At 69.7% G+C, this 15,085-nt stretch carries 13 protein-coding genes; 6 read left to right on the top strand and 7 right to left on the bottom strand.

Annotation, left to right across the window (positions count from 1 at the left end; all coding sequences use genetic code 11):
* Positions 1 to 593: 593 nt before the first annotated feature.
* On the bottom strand, positions 594 to 2,177 hold the full coding sequence (locus tag AB0B64_RS02200) for an MDR family MFS transporter (protein ID WP_357947871.1): 1,584 nt from the start codon (positions 2,175 to 2,177) through the stop codon (positions 594 to 596).
* 113 nt (positions 2,178 to 2,290) lie between these two features.
* Between AB0B64_RS02200 and AB0B64_RS02195 the strand changes: the two genes are divergently transcribed.
* The gene (locus tag AB0B64_RS02195; protein ID WP_358173980.1) at positions 2,291 to 2,929 is read left to right on the top strand and encodes a helix-turn-helix domain-containing protein; all 639 of its coding nucleotides are present in this window, start codon (positions 2,291 to 2,293) and stop codon (positions 2,927 to 2,929) included.
* Between the two features lie 8 nt (positions 2,930 to 2,937).
* Here the strand turns inward: AB0B64_RS02195 and AB0B64_RS02190 are convergent, their stop codons facing one another.
* Together AB0B64_RS02190 and AB0B64_RS02185 are read right to left on the bottom strand one after the other, a co-directional pair.
* Positions 2,938 to 6,204 (bottom strand): glucodextranase DOMON-like domain-containing protein, encoded by a 3,267-nt coding sequence (locus AB0B64_RS02190; protein WP_358173977.1) that lies wholly within the window; start codon positions 6,202 to 6,204, stop codon positions 2,938 to 2,940.
* Positions 6,205 to 6,261: 57 nt separating this feature from the next.
* Complete coding sequence (locus AB0B64_RS02185; RefSeq protein WP_357947879.1) at positions 6,262 to 7,419, bottom strand: DUF418 domain-containing protein; 1,158 nt, start codon at positions 7,417 to 7,419, stop codon at positions 6,262 to 6,264.
* A 242-nt stretch (positions 7,420 to 7,661) separates the two neighbouring features.
* Here AB0B64_RS02185 and AB0B64_RS02180 point away from each other — a divergent pair, with 242 nt between their 5' ends.
* The 3 genes from AB0B64_RS02180 (at position 7,662) to AB0B64_RS02170 (ending at position 9,552) form a co-directional block, all read left to right on the top strand.
* Complete coding sequence (locus AB0B64_RS02180; RefSeq protein ID WP_357947880.1) at positions 7,662 to 8,351, top strand: type 1 glutamine amidotransferase domain-containing protein; 690 nt, start codon at positions 7,662 to 7,664, stop codon at positions 8,349 to 8,351.
* Positions 8,348 to 9,058 (top strand): dienelactone hydrolase family protein, encoded by a 711-nt coding sequence (locus tag AB0B64_RS02175; protein WP_358173974.1) that lies wholly within the window; start codon positions 8,348 to 8,350, stop codon positions 9,056 to 9,058. The genes AB0B64_RS02180 and AB0B64_RS02175 overlap by 4 nt, the downstream gene beginning before the upstream one ends.
* Before the next feature lie 86 nt (positions 9,059 to 9,144).
* Positions 9,145 to 9,552, top strand: a complete 408-nt coding sequence (locus tag AB0B64_RS02170; protein WP_357947886.1) for a nuclear transport factor 2 family protein — start codon at positions 9,145 to 9,147, stop codon at positions 9,550 to 9,552.
* Positions 9,553 to 9,676: 124 nt separating this feature from the next.
* On the opposite strand, the gene AB0B64_RS02165 is transcribed toward AB0B64_RS02170, so the two are convergent.
* Complete coding sequence (locus AB0B64_RS02165) at positions 9,677 to 10,579, bottom strand: TauD/TfdA family dioxygenase (RefSeq protein WP_357947888.1); 903 nt, start codon at positions 10,577 to 10,579, stop codon at positions 9,677 to 9,679.
* A gap of 245 nt (positions 10,580 to 10,824) precedes the next feature.
* Between AB0B64_RS02165 and AB0B64_RS02160 the strand changes: the two genes are divergently transcribed.
* Positions 10,825 to 12,408, top strand: coding sequence for a protein kinase (locus AB0B64_RS02160; RefSeq protein WP_358173971.1), 1,584 nt, complete (start codon positions 10,825 to 10,827; stop codon positions 12,406 to 12,408).
* Here the strand turns inward: AB0B64_RS02160 and AB0B64_RS02155 are convergent.
* The 3 genes from AB0B64_RS02155 to AB0B64_RS02145 form a co-directional block, all read right to left on the bottom strand.
* Positions 12,300 to 12,725 carry a DUF4832 domain-containing protein gene (locus AB0B64_RS02155; RefSeq protein WP_358174780.1) on the bottom strand — a complete coding sequence of 142 codons (426 nt, stop codon included), beginning with the start codon at positions 12,723 to 12,725 and terminating at the stop codon, positions 12,300 to 12,302. The two genes, AB0B64_RS02160 and AB0B64_RS02155, sit on opposite strands and share 109 nt — an antisense overlap.
* A 219-nt stretch (positions 12,726 to 12,944) precedes the next feature.
* Positions 12,945 to 14,198, bottom strand: a complete 1,254-nt coding sequence (locus AB0B64_RS02150) for an FxsB family cyclophane-forming radical SAM/SPASM peptide maturase (protein ID WP_357947893.1) — start codon at positions 14,196 to 14,198, stop codon at positions 12,945 to 12,947.
* 92 nt (positions 14,199 to 14,290) lie between these two features.
* Positions 14,291 to 14,488, bottom strand: coding sequence for a hypothetical protein (locus AB0B64_RS02145; RefSeq protein WP_357947896.1), 198 nt, complete (start codon positions 14,486 to 14,488; stop codon positions 14,291 to 14,293).
* A gap of 380 nt (positions 14,489 to 14,868) precedes the next feature.
* Here AB0B64_RS02145 and AB0B64_RS02140 point away from each other — a divergent pair, with 380 nt between their 5' ends.
* On the top strand, positions 14,869 to 15,081 hold the full coding sequence (locus AB0B64_RS02140) for a hypothetical protein (protein ID WP_357947899.1): 213 nt from the start codon (positions 14,869 to 14,871) through the stop codon (positions 15,079 to 15,081).
* Positions 15,082 to 15,085: the final 4 nt, after the last annotated feature.

The raw sequence follows: 15,085 nt of genomic DNA, 5'->3' as shown, positions 1-15,085 counted from the left end.
GCGTACCGGTCAAGCAGACAGTCGGCGGCACCAGCCTCACCTGGACCCGCGACCCGGCGGGCCGCGTCAGGTCGGAGACCACCTCGGGGGGCGCGGTCACGGTCCATCACTACGGCTCGGCCGGCGATCAGCCCGCGTGGCTTGTTGAGAAGGGGGAAGTCGTCAGGAACGTCATCGGGGCCGGAGGCGAGCTGGGCGCGCTCACGGGCGCCGGGGGCTCGGTGCGGCTCCAGCTGCTCACCGTCGGGGGGAGCGTCGGGACCGAGCTCGACCTCGGCACCGGCGAGGCCACCGTGCTCGGCTACGACGAGTATGGAGTGGCGTCGCAGCAGCGCAGGTACGGCTGGCTCGGCGGGAAGCTCCACTCGACCACGCCGGACGGGACGGTCCTGATCGGCGGGCGCCTCTACGACCCGCGCCTGGGCCGCTTCCTCCAACGTCCCTACTGATCCCGGGCCGCTTCGCTCGAAGAAGCAGCCCTATTGAGCCGCTTCTTCGAGCGGCCCGACAAAACCGTAAGGGTGCGGTTCCGGTCATCAGGTGATCGGAACCGCACCCTTACGTGGCCGGGGAGACCCCCGGCCCGTGCGGACTCAGCCGCTCATGGCGACCGACTCGGCCTCGGCCTTGGCGTTGTCCGCCTGCGGCTTGACGGCGCCGCGCAGCGGGACCTGGCGGATGAACAGTGCGGCCACGATGCCGATGGCGGCCACGACCGCGCCCCAGGTGAACAGCGCGGTGATGCCGTTGGTGACCGCCTGCTGGAACAGGTTCTGGACCGCCTCGGGCAGGCGGCGCAGCAGCTGCGGGGTCATCGAGGCGGCCTGGCCGGCGACGGCGGGAGTGCCGACGAGGGTGTCGGTCAGGTGGCTGGTGTAGACGGCACCGAGCAGCGAGACACCCAGCGAGCTGCCCATGTTGCGGAGGAAGGTCGACACGCCGGTGCCCGCGCCCATGTCACGCAGCGCGAGGCTGTTCTGCGCGATCAGGGTGCTGGTCTGCATCAGCCCGCCCATGCCGGCGCCGAGGACCACCATGTAGAGGGCGGTCACCGTGGTGGAGGTGGCGACGTCCATGGTGGCGAACAGCGCCAGGCCGATGGTGACCAGGACGGCGCCGACGATCGGCACCGACTTGTAGTGCCCGGTCTTGCTGATCAGCTGGCCGGCGGCCAGGCTGACGGCCATCGAGGCGATCATCATCGGCATCAGCAGCAGGCCGCTGTTGGTGGCCGAGGAGCCCTGGACGAACTGCTGGAACTGCGGCAGGAAGCCCATCGCGCCGAACATCGCGAACCCTGAGATGAAGGCGACCGCGCCGGACAGCGAGAAGTTGAGGCTCTTGAAGACCCGCAGCGGCATGATCGGCTCGGCCACGCGCCGCTCGACGAAGATGAAGGCGACGAACGCGACCACGGCCAGGGCGATCAGCCCGAGGATCTGCCCGGAGCCCCACTCGTACTGGGTGCCGCCCCAGCTGGTGACGAGCACCAGGGCGGTGATCCAGATCGTCAGCAGGCCGGTGCCCCACCAGTCGATCACGGCCTTGCCGGTGCCCTTGGGCAGCTTGGCCAGGGTGATCCAGCACAGGACCAGGGTGACCGCGCCGAGCGGCAGGTTGACGTAGAAGGCCCAGCGCCAGCTCAGGTTGTCGGTGATGAAACCGCCGATGAGCGGGCCGCCGATCATCGCGACCGGCATGACGGCCATCATCACGCCCTGGTACTTGCTGCGGTCGCGCGGCGGGATCATCTCGCCGATGATCGACAGCACGCCGACCATCAGTCCGCCCGCGCCCAGCCCTTGGACGGCGCGGAAGGCGACCAGCTGCGCCATATCCTGGGACGCGCCGCACAGCACCGAACCGAGCAGGAAGATCGCCACAGCGGTGGTGAAGATGATGCGGCGGCCGTAGAGGTCGCCGAGCTTGCCCCAGATCGGTGTGGCCACGGTGGAGGCCAGGACATAGCCGGTGGTCACCCATGCCAGGTGCTCGAGGCCGCCCAGCTCGCCCACGATCGTGGGAATCGCCGGGGCGACGATCATGTTGTCCAGCATCGCCAGCAGCATGGCGACGACCAGACCGCTCATGGTCACCAGGATCTGGCGGTGGCTGAACCCTAACCCGACCTGCTCTTCTTCCGCTCCCGAGGCGGTGTCCGCGCTGTCCTTGGCCATTACGTGCACTCCTGTCGATCCATAGAACTTACCTGTCGGTCGGCAAGCGTACTTGCTAACCGACCGGTAGGCAAATAGGCTGTGTAACAGTTTTGAAGCAAGAGGGAAGAGCCATGACCAAGACGGAGTCGGCGCCGGGTGCGCGGCGCAAGGGCAGCCAGACGCGAGCCGAGATCCAGGAGGCCGCGCTGACCCTGTTCACCGAGCACGGCTACGACGCCACCTCTATGCGCGAGATCGCCGAGCAACTGGGCATCACCAAGGCGGCGCTCTACTACCACTTCGACAGCAAAGAGGCCGTCATCGTCAGCCTCTTCACCGACCACATGCGCGCGATGGACGAGCTGCTCGACTGGGCGGCCGGGCAGCCGCACTCCCCGGAGCTGGCCGCCGAGCTCCTGAGCCGGTGGCTCACGATGAGCAGCCAGCAGGGGGTGCGGAACATGCGGTTCGCCGTCGCCAACCACACCGCGCTGAAGACGGCCATGCCGACGGGTCAGAGCAGCCCGCTGGAGCGGACCGACCGGGCCACCCGGCTCATCCTGGGGCCCGGAGCCTCAGTGCAGGATCAGCTCAGCGTCCGGCTGGCTCTGCTCAGCGTGCACAGCGCCGTGCTGGCCGCTCAGGGCACCGAGGCGACGAACGACGACATCGTCGCCGCCGCGATGCGCACGGCGACACTCCTGGTCAGCCACCTGTTCCCCGACCTGCCTCTCCTCAGCCTCAGGGGACCGGAACCGCCGGCGAAGTGACCGGAGCCTCAGGGGACCCGAACCGCCCGCAGAGTGACCGGGCCGAGGAGCGGGTTCAGTTCGTCGGCTTGCGACTGTCCGGCCGGGGTGAGCACGTCCACGGCCTTGGGCACGCCGCCGGGGTCGACGGAGCACAGGGGAGCGGTCCCGCCGGGGGCGCACACGCCGAACTGGTACGGCTGGGGAGCGGCGGTGAATCCCCTGGCCTGGTCGGCGCTGAACCCGTCCTGACCGGCGAGCACGACCGCGAACCGCCAGCCGGGCCCCGGCGTGCCGAAGTCCGCCTTGGGCAGGGCGATCGTGATCGTGCGGGTGGTGCCGGAGCCGCGGACGGCGGCCCCGGACCGGGCGGCGCCGGCGGCCGTCACCCAGACCGGAGCGGCGAAGCCCTGCGCCTCGACCCGCTGCGACCAGGCGTCCTGCTCGGCGATGCGGTAGTTGCGCTGCGGGAACGCCGGATCGGTCGAGCGTGCGGTCACGGCCGGGTCCTGGACGTACACGTCGAGCAGCTGGGCGCCGATCTGGCTGCCGAAGGTGGGAGTGAGGTCGGCGATCTCGGCGCGCAGGTAGACGGTGCTCGCGTCCATGATCACCTGGAACCTGCGTAGGTCGAAGGCGCCCGCGTGGAAGTCGGCGGCCGTCGGGTAGGCGTAGGTGCCCGGCCCGTCGTCGTCGCCTTCGGGGTCGGTGACGTCGAGGACGGTCGTGGCGCCGGTGATGTCGCCGATGACCGACCGCCGGGCGTACCCGGTGCGGCCGTCGGGGGTTGTGGCGGTCACGGTGAGTACGACCTCGCCGAACGAGACCGGCGCCTGGGCGGTGAAGCGGCCGTCGGCTCCGGCCCGTACCGAGACGACCTTGGTGGCTGCGCCGATGTCGATGGGCGTGGCCGCGACGTCGACGCGCGCACCGGGCGCGGTGGTCCCTTCGACCGTGACCGATGTGCCGGTGGCGGTGCTCCCTTCCGCCGGGGCGGTGACGGTGAGCGGCGCCGTCGCGGGCATGCCGTGGGCGGCGTAGCGGCGGCGTACGATCTCGGGCTGCTCGGCCGGGCGGCCCGCCGCGAGCGAGAGGATCAGCCGCACCTCCTGGGCCTGCGCCCAGGTCAGCGGGGAGGCCGAGCCGGCGGGCTCGCCGTCGCGGAAGCCGATCGAGGCGGTGGCCGGGTCGGTGCCGTACGGCGCGGCGGCCAGGTCCGGGTTCTCCCACGCCTGCTCCGGGACCAGGCCGGTGCCGGAGGACATGGCGCGCATCGCCGCCAGGAGGGACGCCGCCGTACGCGGGTCGCCGGTCTGCAACGCCTGCTCGGCCCGTTCGCCGGACAGGACCGGCCACAGGTGGCCCGAGCCGGTGTTCGCGGTGGGCCAGGGCCACCCCGACGGGGCGCAGGAGGTGGGGTCGGGCTCGTAGCAGTCGCCGTAGCCGTCCTCGGTGCCCGCGGTGTCGGAGCCGTAGCGGTACCAGCCCCGGCCGTTCGGCGTCGTACGCCCGATCACCCGGTCCACGACCGGCAGACTGGCCAGCACGTCGGGGTCGGTGGCGGGCAGGACGCCCAGCCGGGTCAGCTCCAGGAAGCCCGCGTCCACCACCCGGCGCTGGTCCTCGGTCGGGCCGCCGTTGCCGAGGTTGTACGGGGCGGCGGCGTCCGGGTCGCCGGTGCGTGACAGGCGCAGGAAGTAGCGGGGGGCGTACGGGCCGGTCGTGGTGACCGTCCAGCCCTTGACCGAGCGGGCGAAGTGGTCGGCGGTGGCGCGGTAGAGCCTGGCCCGGCCCTGGTCGTCGCGGCCGGCGGCGATCTCCCCGGCGGCGACGAGACCGGCGATCTCGGCCGCGATCGTGGACGGCGAGTAGCCCTGCTGCTCCTCCCAGCGCTCGACGCCGAACGCGGGCCCGTGCGCGACCAGGAAGTCCGCGGCCTGGCGGACGTGTTCCCACAGCTCCGCGCCGATCCCGGCCTGGTGGGCCATCAGGATCGGGTACGCGCTCTCGTCGAGCTGGTCGCCGCCCGAGTCGGGGGCGAGCCGGCCGTTCAGCAGGGAGTTGCGCGGCAGGCGGCCGTCGGGCAGTTGCTGGCGTTCCAGCAGGAAGCGGGCCGTGGCGCGGGCGGTCGCCAGGTCGCCGTCGGTGAGGAAGCCGGTGAACGCCTCGTACAGGTCGCGGGCGAACACCTCGCGATACGACCCGAAATAGACCGCCTTGCCGCCCACCTTCTCGCCCGCGCCGACCGCCTGACCCCATGGGCTGGCCAGCGAGGCGACGACGGCTCCGGGGAAGGTCTTGTCCTCGCTCGCTTTCAGCACGTTGGCGGACAAGCGGTAGGCGTCGGCGAGCGAGGCGGGCGGCCTGCGCAGCCCGGCGTCGTAGGTGGCCCAGCCCGCCTCGTACCGGGCTCGGGTGGTCGCGAACGGCCGGGCGGCGGCCTCGCCCGCGGTCCGCAACGCGGCGGCCGCCGTACGGCCGAAGCCGAGCGCGAAGGTCACCGCACCCGAGCCGTCCAGGGGCAGCCGGGCGGTGGCGACCACGTTGCCGTCCGGCGCGGTGGCGTTGGGGGTCAGCGTGTGGTCGGCGTCCAACTGCGCGGCGCCGTCGCTGGGCGTTCCCGCGTAGCCGACGCCCGCCTGCGGCAGCCGCCGCTCCGCGCGCAGCGCCAGGTGGGTGGGTACGGCGTAGTCGCGGGCGGGTGCGGAGGTCTCGGTGTTCGGGTCGGAGATCACCGGGGCGCCGGTCTGGCCGTCCACCACGCCGCTGTCTGCCCCGCCGTTCGGCGTGCCGCCGCCTCCGTTGCCGTTGACGCTCGCGTCCAGCCGTACGTACAGGCGCAGTCCGGCCGGCTGGAGCCGGGTCCTGACCACGACGGCGTCGCTGTCCGGATCGGTGAGATAGGTGGTGGTCAGGCGGTAGCGGCCGGTCTTGCTGGAGGAGGTGATCGTGCAGGTCATGCCGGAGCGGTCGGTGCTCACCTTGTAGGTGGTGTCGCGGGACTGCAGCTCGGTGAACGTCGTGCCGTCGGTGACGGCGAACTGCATCGTCTCGACGTTGGTGTTGTCGATGGTCGGCTCGTAGACGTCGGACAGCACGCCGCCCGCGACCGTGTACCAGACCTTGGAGGCCCGGCCCGCGGCCGTACCGACGCAGTCCTTGCGCGCCAACCCGAAGTGAGACGCCACACCCGGCCCGGCAGGGGCGGGACCCCGGGCCTGCGCCGGTATGACCGGGAGCCCGACCAGCGCGACGGCGACGGTGAGGGCGAGTGTGAACCGTCGAACCATGGCCATGCCGTGCCCCCTTGGATCCGCCCTTTCGTTGCAGAGAAGACCAGGCCCTGATCCGTGTCAACCCCGACCCGCGGTGAGACGGCGAAGGCCGTACTCGATCGGGCCGTAACGATGGCTCCGCAGCCACCACCAGCTCAGCCCGAGCAGGAGCGCGTAGATCACCGCGGCCACGCCCATCACGGCGAGCGGCGACAACTTGCCCGCCAGGGCCAGTCCGTAGCCGGTGAAGACCAGGCAGCAGAGCAGCGACTGCCCGATGTAGTTGGAGGCCGCCACCCGCCCGGCCGGCGACAGCACGCCGATGACGGCGGGAAAGCGCTTGAACGCCTGGAGCAGGGTGACCACGTAGGCGGCCGTCAGCAGCACCGAGCCCACGTTGTTCACCGCCAGCGCGAGCAGATCCAGCGTGTCCCCGGACGAGGACGACGCCCAGGTGAAGAAGACCGCGGCGGGCAGGCCGACGCCGAAGCCCAACCACTGGACGCGCGGCACGAGATGGGCCCAGCGCTCCGGCTCCTCGAACAGCCTTGACCGGCCCGCCGCCAGCCCGAACAGGAACATCGCCATCGCCATCGGCCCCTGCCCGATCCACACCATCGCGGCCAGCGCCGGGTACGTCTCCACCTGGAACGACAGGAAGCTCAACGGCCCACCCGTGACCAGCGCCTCCGCCCGCGCCCCGGCCGCCGCGTCGGTCACCGCCGCCGTGCCCGCTGCCGTGCCCGTCGCCGGGTCGAGCAGGGTCAGCCCGGCCAGCAGCAGCCAGATCACCGACATGACGCCGATGATGACGCAGCCGGTGACGACGGCCTTCCTGGGCGAGATGCCGCGCATCGCCAGCAGGATCACTCCGAGGGTGGCGTACAGCGTGAGGATGTCGCCGACCCACAGCAGGAACCCGTGCAGCACCCCGATCACGAAGAGACCGAGGCAGCGCCGCAGCATCCTGGCCTTGACGTTGACCCCGTCGCGCGTCTGGAGCGTGAAGGAGTAGCCGAACAGGAAGGAGAACAGGATGTAGAACTTCGTCAGCACCAGCGTGCTGACGAGGTACGCGACCGGCCCCTCGGTGATGGGCAAGATGCCCGTCCCCACGGCGTAGCCGGGATCGGCGAAGAACCCGATGTTCGCCACGAGGATGCCCGCCAGCGCGAACCCCCGGACGGCGTCGATCTCGTGCACACGCCGTGAGCCCGGCGCCTCGGTCAGTGTCATGATCCCGACGCTAGAGAAGCCGAGCCCACCGGCACATCGACCTTTGGCAGCCTCCAAGGCCGACCAAAGTCGCTGGATCCTTCCGTTCCTCCGGAGCAGGTGTCCTTCCCGAAGGACCCTAGCCACCACGGACCGTCACAGGGATACGGTCGTGGGCGGAGCGGCCAGCTATCAGAATGCTGATGGATGCACCCACATCGGGCTATTGGCGGCCGATGGCCCCCGAGGGCGATCATGGGGCCATGACCCAACGCATTCTGATCGCACTGACCAGCCACGCCGCACTGGGCGACACCGGCAGGGACACGGGTTTCTACGTCCCGGAGGCGGCCCATCCCTGGGAGCTCTTCACCAAGGCCGGATTCGAGGTCGACCTCGTGAGCGTCGCCGGTGGCGAGCCGCCGCGCGACGGGGTGGACCTGGACGACCCCGTCCAGCAACGCTTCCTCGCCCTGCCGTCGCTTGGCAAAACACCTCGGCCGGAGGATGTTGATCCGTCCGGGTACAGCGCGATCCTGTTCGCCGGCGGGCACGGCACGATGTGGGACTTCCCTGACAACCCTGCCATGGCCGCTCTGACCCGTACCATCTGGGAGAACGGCGGCGTAGTCGCCGCCGTGTGCCACGGCCCGGCTGCCCTGGTCGGCGTGACATTGTCCGACGGCACGCCGCTGGTGGCGGGGCGCCGGGTGGCGGCCTTCACCGATGCCGAGGAGGCGGCCGTCGGGCTGACCTCGGTGGTTCCTTTCCTGCTCGCCTCCCGCCTGCGCGAACTGGGCGCCGACCACGTGCCCGCCCCCGACTTCCAGCCCCAGGTGATCCGCGACGGCCGCCTGGTGACAGGCCAGAACCCAGCCTCCGCCACAGGTGTGGCCGAAGCCGTCCTGTCCGCCCTTGCCGACGTCGCCTCAGGCACCGGCACGGCACCGTGAATCCCACGGTGCTGACCAGCGACGGTCCCATGGGTGGATACCTCGTCCGCCCCGCCGGGGACGGCGTGTATCCGGCCGTCATCGTGGCCCACCAGCTGTTCGGGCTGACCGAGGACGTGCGCGCGGTCGCGGACCGGATCGCGGGCATGGGGTACGTGGTGCTGGCCCCCGACTACTACCATCGCGCCGACCCGGGCGTGGAGCTGCCGGCCACCGACGAGGGCCGCGCACGCGGGTTCGAACTGATAGCGACGCTGAGCCGTACAGGAGTGCTGGAAGACACCCGCGCGGCCGTCGACTACCTCGCGGCCCGCGACGACACGAGTGGCGCGGTCGGCATGGTGGGCCTGAGCCTGGGCGGCCACCTGGCCTACCTGGCCGCCACCCAACTCGGCTTCCCGATTACCGTGGTCCTGTACGCGGGCTGGCTGACGGGCACCGACATCCCGGTGAGCAGCCCGGAACCCACGCTCGACCTGACCCCGGGCATCAAGGGCAAGCTGGTGTACATCGTCGGCGACCGCGACCACGCGATCACCGAAGAGCAACGGACGGCCATCGCCGAGCGCCTTCAGGCCGACGGGATCAGGCACGAGATGGTCGTCCTGGCGGGCGCCCCACACGCCTTCCTGGCACAGGAGGACTCGCCGTACCACGCCGAGACCTGGCAGCGCATCGAACGGGCCCTCGCCGACGAACTGGCCTGAGCCGTCCCGAGCCGCAGGCGAACCCTCAAGTAGCATCTATCGTGCGGGCCGAGCGACATTTCTACTGGTCACGAGGGGTGTAACGAGTGAACAGCGCAAGGGATCCCGAAGCTGAGATCCGGGCTCGGCTCCAGGAGCATTGGGCGGCCTCCGAACGCGGCGATGTCGACGCCGAGCATTCGATCTACGCCGCGGACGCGATCCTGGACTACCCGCAGTCGGGCGAGCGCTTCAGAGGCCGGGCGAGGATCCAGGCGCAACGCGGCGGGCACCCGGCCGAACGCCACTTCACCATCCGCCGGATCCTGGGCGGCGGCGGCGTTTGGGTGAGTGAGTGTGTGATCACCTATGACGGCGTGCCCACACACTCGCTCAGCGTCATGGAGATCACCGATGGCCTCGTGACGCACGAGACCCAATACTTCGCCGACCCCTTCCCCGCACCTCCCAGCCGGGCTGCGCTGGCCGAGCCGATCCCGGTCCGCGACCAATAGGAAATGCACGCCCGGCCGCCCACCATCCCGGCCTGGCCGGGCGGGACCACCCCCTCGATCGATCGGCGGTCTCGCTCGGCCAGGCCGCGTAGTCGTCTCCCTGGACGACAGGCCGTTCGCGGGGTCAGGCCGCGACAGGTGAGTACGCGGCCGCGTCCCCCTTCAGCACCGTGCTGGTCCGTCCGTCCACGTCCACCGGGACGTCGCCCGCGATCGTGACCCGGTGCAGGCGGCGCGGTTGGTCGCCGAAGTCGTGCACGACGCGGTGCTGGGTGGCGCGGTTGTCCCAGATGGCCACGTCGCCGGGCGCCCATCGCCAGCGGACGGTGTTCTCCACCTGGGTGACCTGCTCCTGGATCAGCTTGATGACCGAGGCGGAGGTCTGCGCCGACAGTCCGATCAGCCGCTTGGCGAAGTCGCCCAGCAGGATGGCCCGCTCGCCCGTCTCCGGGTGTACGCGCACCACCGGGTGCTCGGTCTCGTAGACGGTGGCGGCGAAGACCTCGGCGTACTCGCGGGTCCGCGCGGGATCCTCCGACGTCGCGATGCGCGCGTAGTCGTACTGGTTGGTGTGTACGGCCCGCAACCGGTCGAGCAGGTCACGCAGCTCGGCGGGCAGGTACTCGTAGGCGGCCACGGTGTTGGCCCACAGCGTGTCGCCGCCCGCCGGGGGAATGGTGATGGCCCGCAGGACCGAGGCGAGCGGCGGCCGGTCGACGAACGTGACGTCGGTGTGCCAGCGGTCGACCTTGTGCCCCTTGCGATAGTCGAGGTCGAGGATGTGCGCGTTGTCGTCGAGGGCGGGCACGGTGGGATGCGCGGTGGTCAGGTCGCCGAGCAGCCGGGCGAAGGCGACCTGCCGCTCCTCGTCCAGGTGGTCCTGGCCGCGGAAGAAGAGCACCTTGTGGGCGAGCAGCGCGAGGCGGATCTCGGCGACGACGTCGGCGGGCAGGTCGCCGCCGAGCCGTACACCGCTGACCTGGGCGCCGATCCGGCCCGCTACGGGGTCGATGTGCAGGGTTGACATGGATGTGGTCCTTCCAGGAGATGGGATGTCGGCCGATCAACGGAAGGACGGACAGAGCGCGCTGGCCACGCGGCAGAAGTCCACGTGACCTCGGATGGTGAGAACCATGGGCGTCACAGTTCTCACCGTAGATCGGGGACGCTCCTATAGTCAACACAACAGGTAGGAAATAAGGGTTTTAGTATTTCGCGCAATCCGCGTGTGGGACTGACGCGAATAAGGGGTGACTTTCTCGGGAGGAAGCGATGCGCGCTATCGAGCCCCTGCGTACGGGTGACCCACGCCGGCTGGGCGTCTATCGGGTGATCGGCCGGATCGGCAGAGGCGGCCAAGGTGAGGTGTACCTCGCGGAAGCGGACGGGCCGGAAGGGCCGACCGGGCAGCGTGTCGCCGCGAAGCTGCTGAACGCCGGTTCGTGGGACGACGAGCGGGCGCAGCGCATGTTCATGCGCGAGGTGGCCCTGGCCAAACAGGTGGCCCGATTCTGTACGGCTCAGGTGGTGGACGCCGGGATGCTCGGCGGTCAGCCGTACTTGATCAGTGAGTTCATCGACGGGCCCTCCTTGGCCGAACGGGTGGCGAAGGACGGTCCGGTCATCGGGAGCGCGCTGGAGCGGCTCGCGATCGGGACCGCCACCGCCCTGACCGCCATCCACCAGGCCGGCATCGTGCATCGCGACTTCAAGCCGGGAAACGTGCTGATCGGTCCCGACGGTCCACGCGTCATCGATTTCGGCATCGCTCGTGAGGCGGACACCACGGCCACGGCGACCAGTCAGATCATGGGCACGCCCGCGTACATCTCGCCGGAACAACTCGCCGGCTTGCCCGCGGGCGCCCCCTCCGACGTGTTCGCCTGGGGTGTGACGATCGCGTTCGCGGCCATGGGGAAGGCGCCGTTCGGGCAGGACTCGATTCCTGCGGTGATCAACCGCGTGCTGAACGATACGCCCGATCTGTCCCCGATCCAGCTGCCGCTGCGCGACCTGGTGGAGCGATGCCTCGCCAAGGACCCGGCGACCCGGCCCACCGCGCAGGAGCTCCTGCTGACGCTGCTCGGGGGCAGGTCGGGCGACCTCAAGGCCGCCGCCGACCTCGCCCCACCCGCCGCCCTGTCCGCCGAGCCGCCTATTGATCCGCCTACCGAGCAACCCGCTGAGCCGTCCACTGGGCCGTCCGCCGGGCCGTCCGGTGGTGCGCGGTCGGGGCGTCGCGTGGCGCTCACGGTGGCCGCCGCCCTGCTGGTCGGTGTCGGCGTAGGCGCGGCAGCCGTACGGCCGTGGGCCCCGCGGACGGTGAGCGCGGACACCCGGACCGGCGCGACCGTCACCACCCACCCCCCGACGCCCAGCCCGAGCGCGACCAGCCTGGACACAGCCAACCTGACCACAACCAACCTGACCACGACCGGCCTGACCGGGACCAGTCCGGCCACCCCCAGCGCGACACCCAGCCCGATGGTGCCGGTCGTGGCCGGGCTGCGGCAGAAGGACGCGGCGTCCAGACTCCAGCAGGCCGGGCTGGCCCCCGGAAAGCTCACCCCGGACTGCTCCACCGGTGGCCCGCCCGGCAAAGTCCTGCGCGCCGCCCTACGGCCGGGCACGAGCACGGTCGACCTGGTGATGAGCGCGGCCCGCGCCCGCGTGCCCGACGCGCGCGGCTGGCCGCTCGACGCGGGAAAGGCGGCCGTGGAGAAGGCCGGCTTCACGGTGAAGGTCGGCTACCGGAAGGGACCCGACTGGATCGGCAAGGTGGCGGCCCTGAGCCCGCCCGCCGGAGCGACCGCGTGCACCGGCACAGAGGTGGAGATGTCGATCGGCGTCAAATGATCGGCGGCCGTTGGGCGCGCGGCAGAATTCAGGCATGTGCGTCGAGGAGCTGTCCACGGCCGAGCACCGGGTGTGGACGGTGGCAGCAGGCTGTTGAAGCCGTTGGTGGCCTCCCAGACGTTCTCGTTGGCCAGCCGGATCGAGTATTCGGGCCGGGACGACAGCTGCGGGTCGGGCAGGTCGAGCAGCAGCGCGTAGGTGCCCGCCGACATGCCCGACGGCAGCGTCACGTGGTCGATCGCCGCCGTGCCGCCCGCGAGACAGAGGCGGGGATGGCGTTGAGCGGGAAGCGGTACACGGCCTAGGCGGCGGGTGATCTCGGCCAGGCAGTCGCCGCTGTTCCAGCCGCTGATGACGTCGGGGTAGTAGTCGGTGTTCAGGTGCGTTCGTGAACCCGGACGGGTTCGGCCTGGTTACCGAGGACTCTGCCCGGTGGGCGCGCGGGGCCTGAGGAACTTAAGAATTTCGCCGAACGCCCGAAGACCGCGTCGTGTTCGCGGTCTTCGGGCTGTCCTGCTCGGGAAGGCGCCGCTGGGTTAGTTGTGTTCCAGTACGTCCTTGGCCACACGCTCGACGATGTGGCCGATAAGACGGGACAAGTCGGCGCAGTAGACGGACGGGTTGAGATAGCCGGTTCCGACCTTGTAGCGGTGGGCGTAGAGTCCACCGCCGCAGATGTTGCTGATCGGGCAGGCCTTGCATGTGTCGCAGAGCGCGTCAGCACCGATCTGCCGGGCGACCGAGCCGGGCTGCAGCATGAGCGCGTCGAGCGAGTCACGTGACACATGGTGGCCGCTGATCGCGGCTCGATTGAAGGACGACTTGAGCTGGTGGCAGAAGTCGATCGAGCCGTTGGTGTCGATAGTGAGCGATTGGAAGGGTGCGAGTCCCACGGTCTCCGCGTGGCTGTGCCCGCCCAGGACGAGGTTGATGATCTCGTCGAACAGGCGGATCGACGTCGGACGTACCGGAGCGTCATACCATCGATCGAAAATCGGGATCAGCCAGTCGGCGTACGTCGTGGTATTCGAGTCGCCACCCCAGGCCGGCGGCGGCTGGTTCCAGTTTCCATGCGGGAGCAGGAAGTCGACCATGGGCGGCTCATGGGCAATGAGCATCTCGTAGACGTCGATCGGGTCGTTGGCCACGTCGACCGTGCACAGCAGGCCGGAGAACAGGTCGCGATACTCCGGGGTGCGCAGGGCGTTGAGGCCGCTGATGGTCGCGTCGTAGCTGCCGCGACCGTTCGCGTACTTGCGGTGCCGGTCATGCGCTTCCCGGCCTCCGTCCAGACTGACGTAGGCGCGGATTCCACATTCACGCATCAGCCGGAGGTTGTCCGGGGTGAGGAGCACCGCGTTCGTGGTCATACGGATGTCGAGCTCGATGCCAGGTGGCGTCTCGGCGTGGAAGCGCTCAGTGAGATAGGTGATCAGTTCGGGGCCCGCCATGAGCGGCTCGCCGCCGTGCAGAACCACCTTGGCATCAGGTATGTCATCGGCGTGGGCCCGCATGTGTTCACCGAAGCGGGCGGCGGCCTGGTCCACGGTGTCCTTCGACATAGTGGCCGGGTTGTCTTTCCAGCTGTCATCGGCCATCTCGTATACGTAGCAATAGTCACACGAGAGGTTGCACCTGCTGTGAACTTTGAGAACGAATTCGACGAATGGTTTTGGCCGCCACTGCGGATCCGCCAGGGCCGCGTCGACGACATCCTTCGTCGGCCACTCACTGACCTTGGTACCTAGGCTCACCATCGAGTTAAGGCTGATCAGGGGGAGTTCTCTCACTTAAACCATCCTTACCCTGTATTTTCGCAGGGAGAAGGCTGCGCGGCTTGGACTGCAAGACGCCGCGCAGCCGGAACTCGGTTGCCCTGGGATCAGCTATTGAACCAGCGCGCCGGCGTGTAGACGGCGTCGTCGCTGGCCACGCGGTCGAGCGCCGCGCCCAGCGCGCTAGAACCGGTGTCGGCCGAAGCCGCGGCCGCGCCGACAGTGAGCGCTGCGGCCGCGGCCGCAGTAGCGGCGGCGAGGGCCGCGACTCGCCGCAGGTGTTCCAGGTTGGACTTTTCGGGCATGTGATATCTCTTTCCTGTAAAGGAATTAATTACCTCCAGATCGTAGGCATGGCGATCTTCGTCCGCAAGCCTGTGTTTTTACCGTCCTTTTCAGTGGACCGTGACATTTCATGTCACAGCAGCAGCCGCTCGAGGCCTCGGCGTGGCGAAACGCCAGGTCGCGGACGGTGCTGAATGCGGGCCGGCCAGGCTACGTCCGGGGAGATGGTGTTTGAGAAGGCCACCCGTAATCCAACGGACCGCTAAGAGGAAATCGCCTTAATGTTAACTTTTCTACTATTTGTCTCATTCGTCGAGTCGGCTTTCTTGCGGCGCCGCGCGTCATCGATTTCGGCATCGCTCGTGAGGCGGACACCACGGCCACGGCGACCAGTCAGATCATGGGCACCCCTTCGTACATCGCGCCGGAGCAGCTCGTCGGCTTGCCCGCGGGCGCGCGCGGCTGGCCGCTCGACGCGGGAAAGGCGGCTGTGGAGAAGGCCGGCGACCGGAATGGTCGCGACTGGATCGGGAAGGTGGCGGCCCTGAGCCCGCCCGCCGGAGCGACCGCATGCACCGGCTCAGAGGTGGAGATGTCGATCGGCGTCAAATGATCGG

This window comes from Nonomuraea sp. NPDC049129 (assembly GCF_040648495.1).
Classification (GTDB): Bacteria; Actinomycetota; Actinomycetes; order Streptosporangiales; family Streptosporangiaceae; genus Nonomuraea.
The sequence above is the reverse complement of the archived record's forward strand: the minus strand, read 5'-3'. Positions and strand labels throughout refer to the sequence as shown.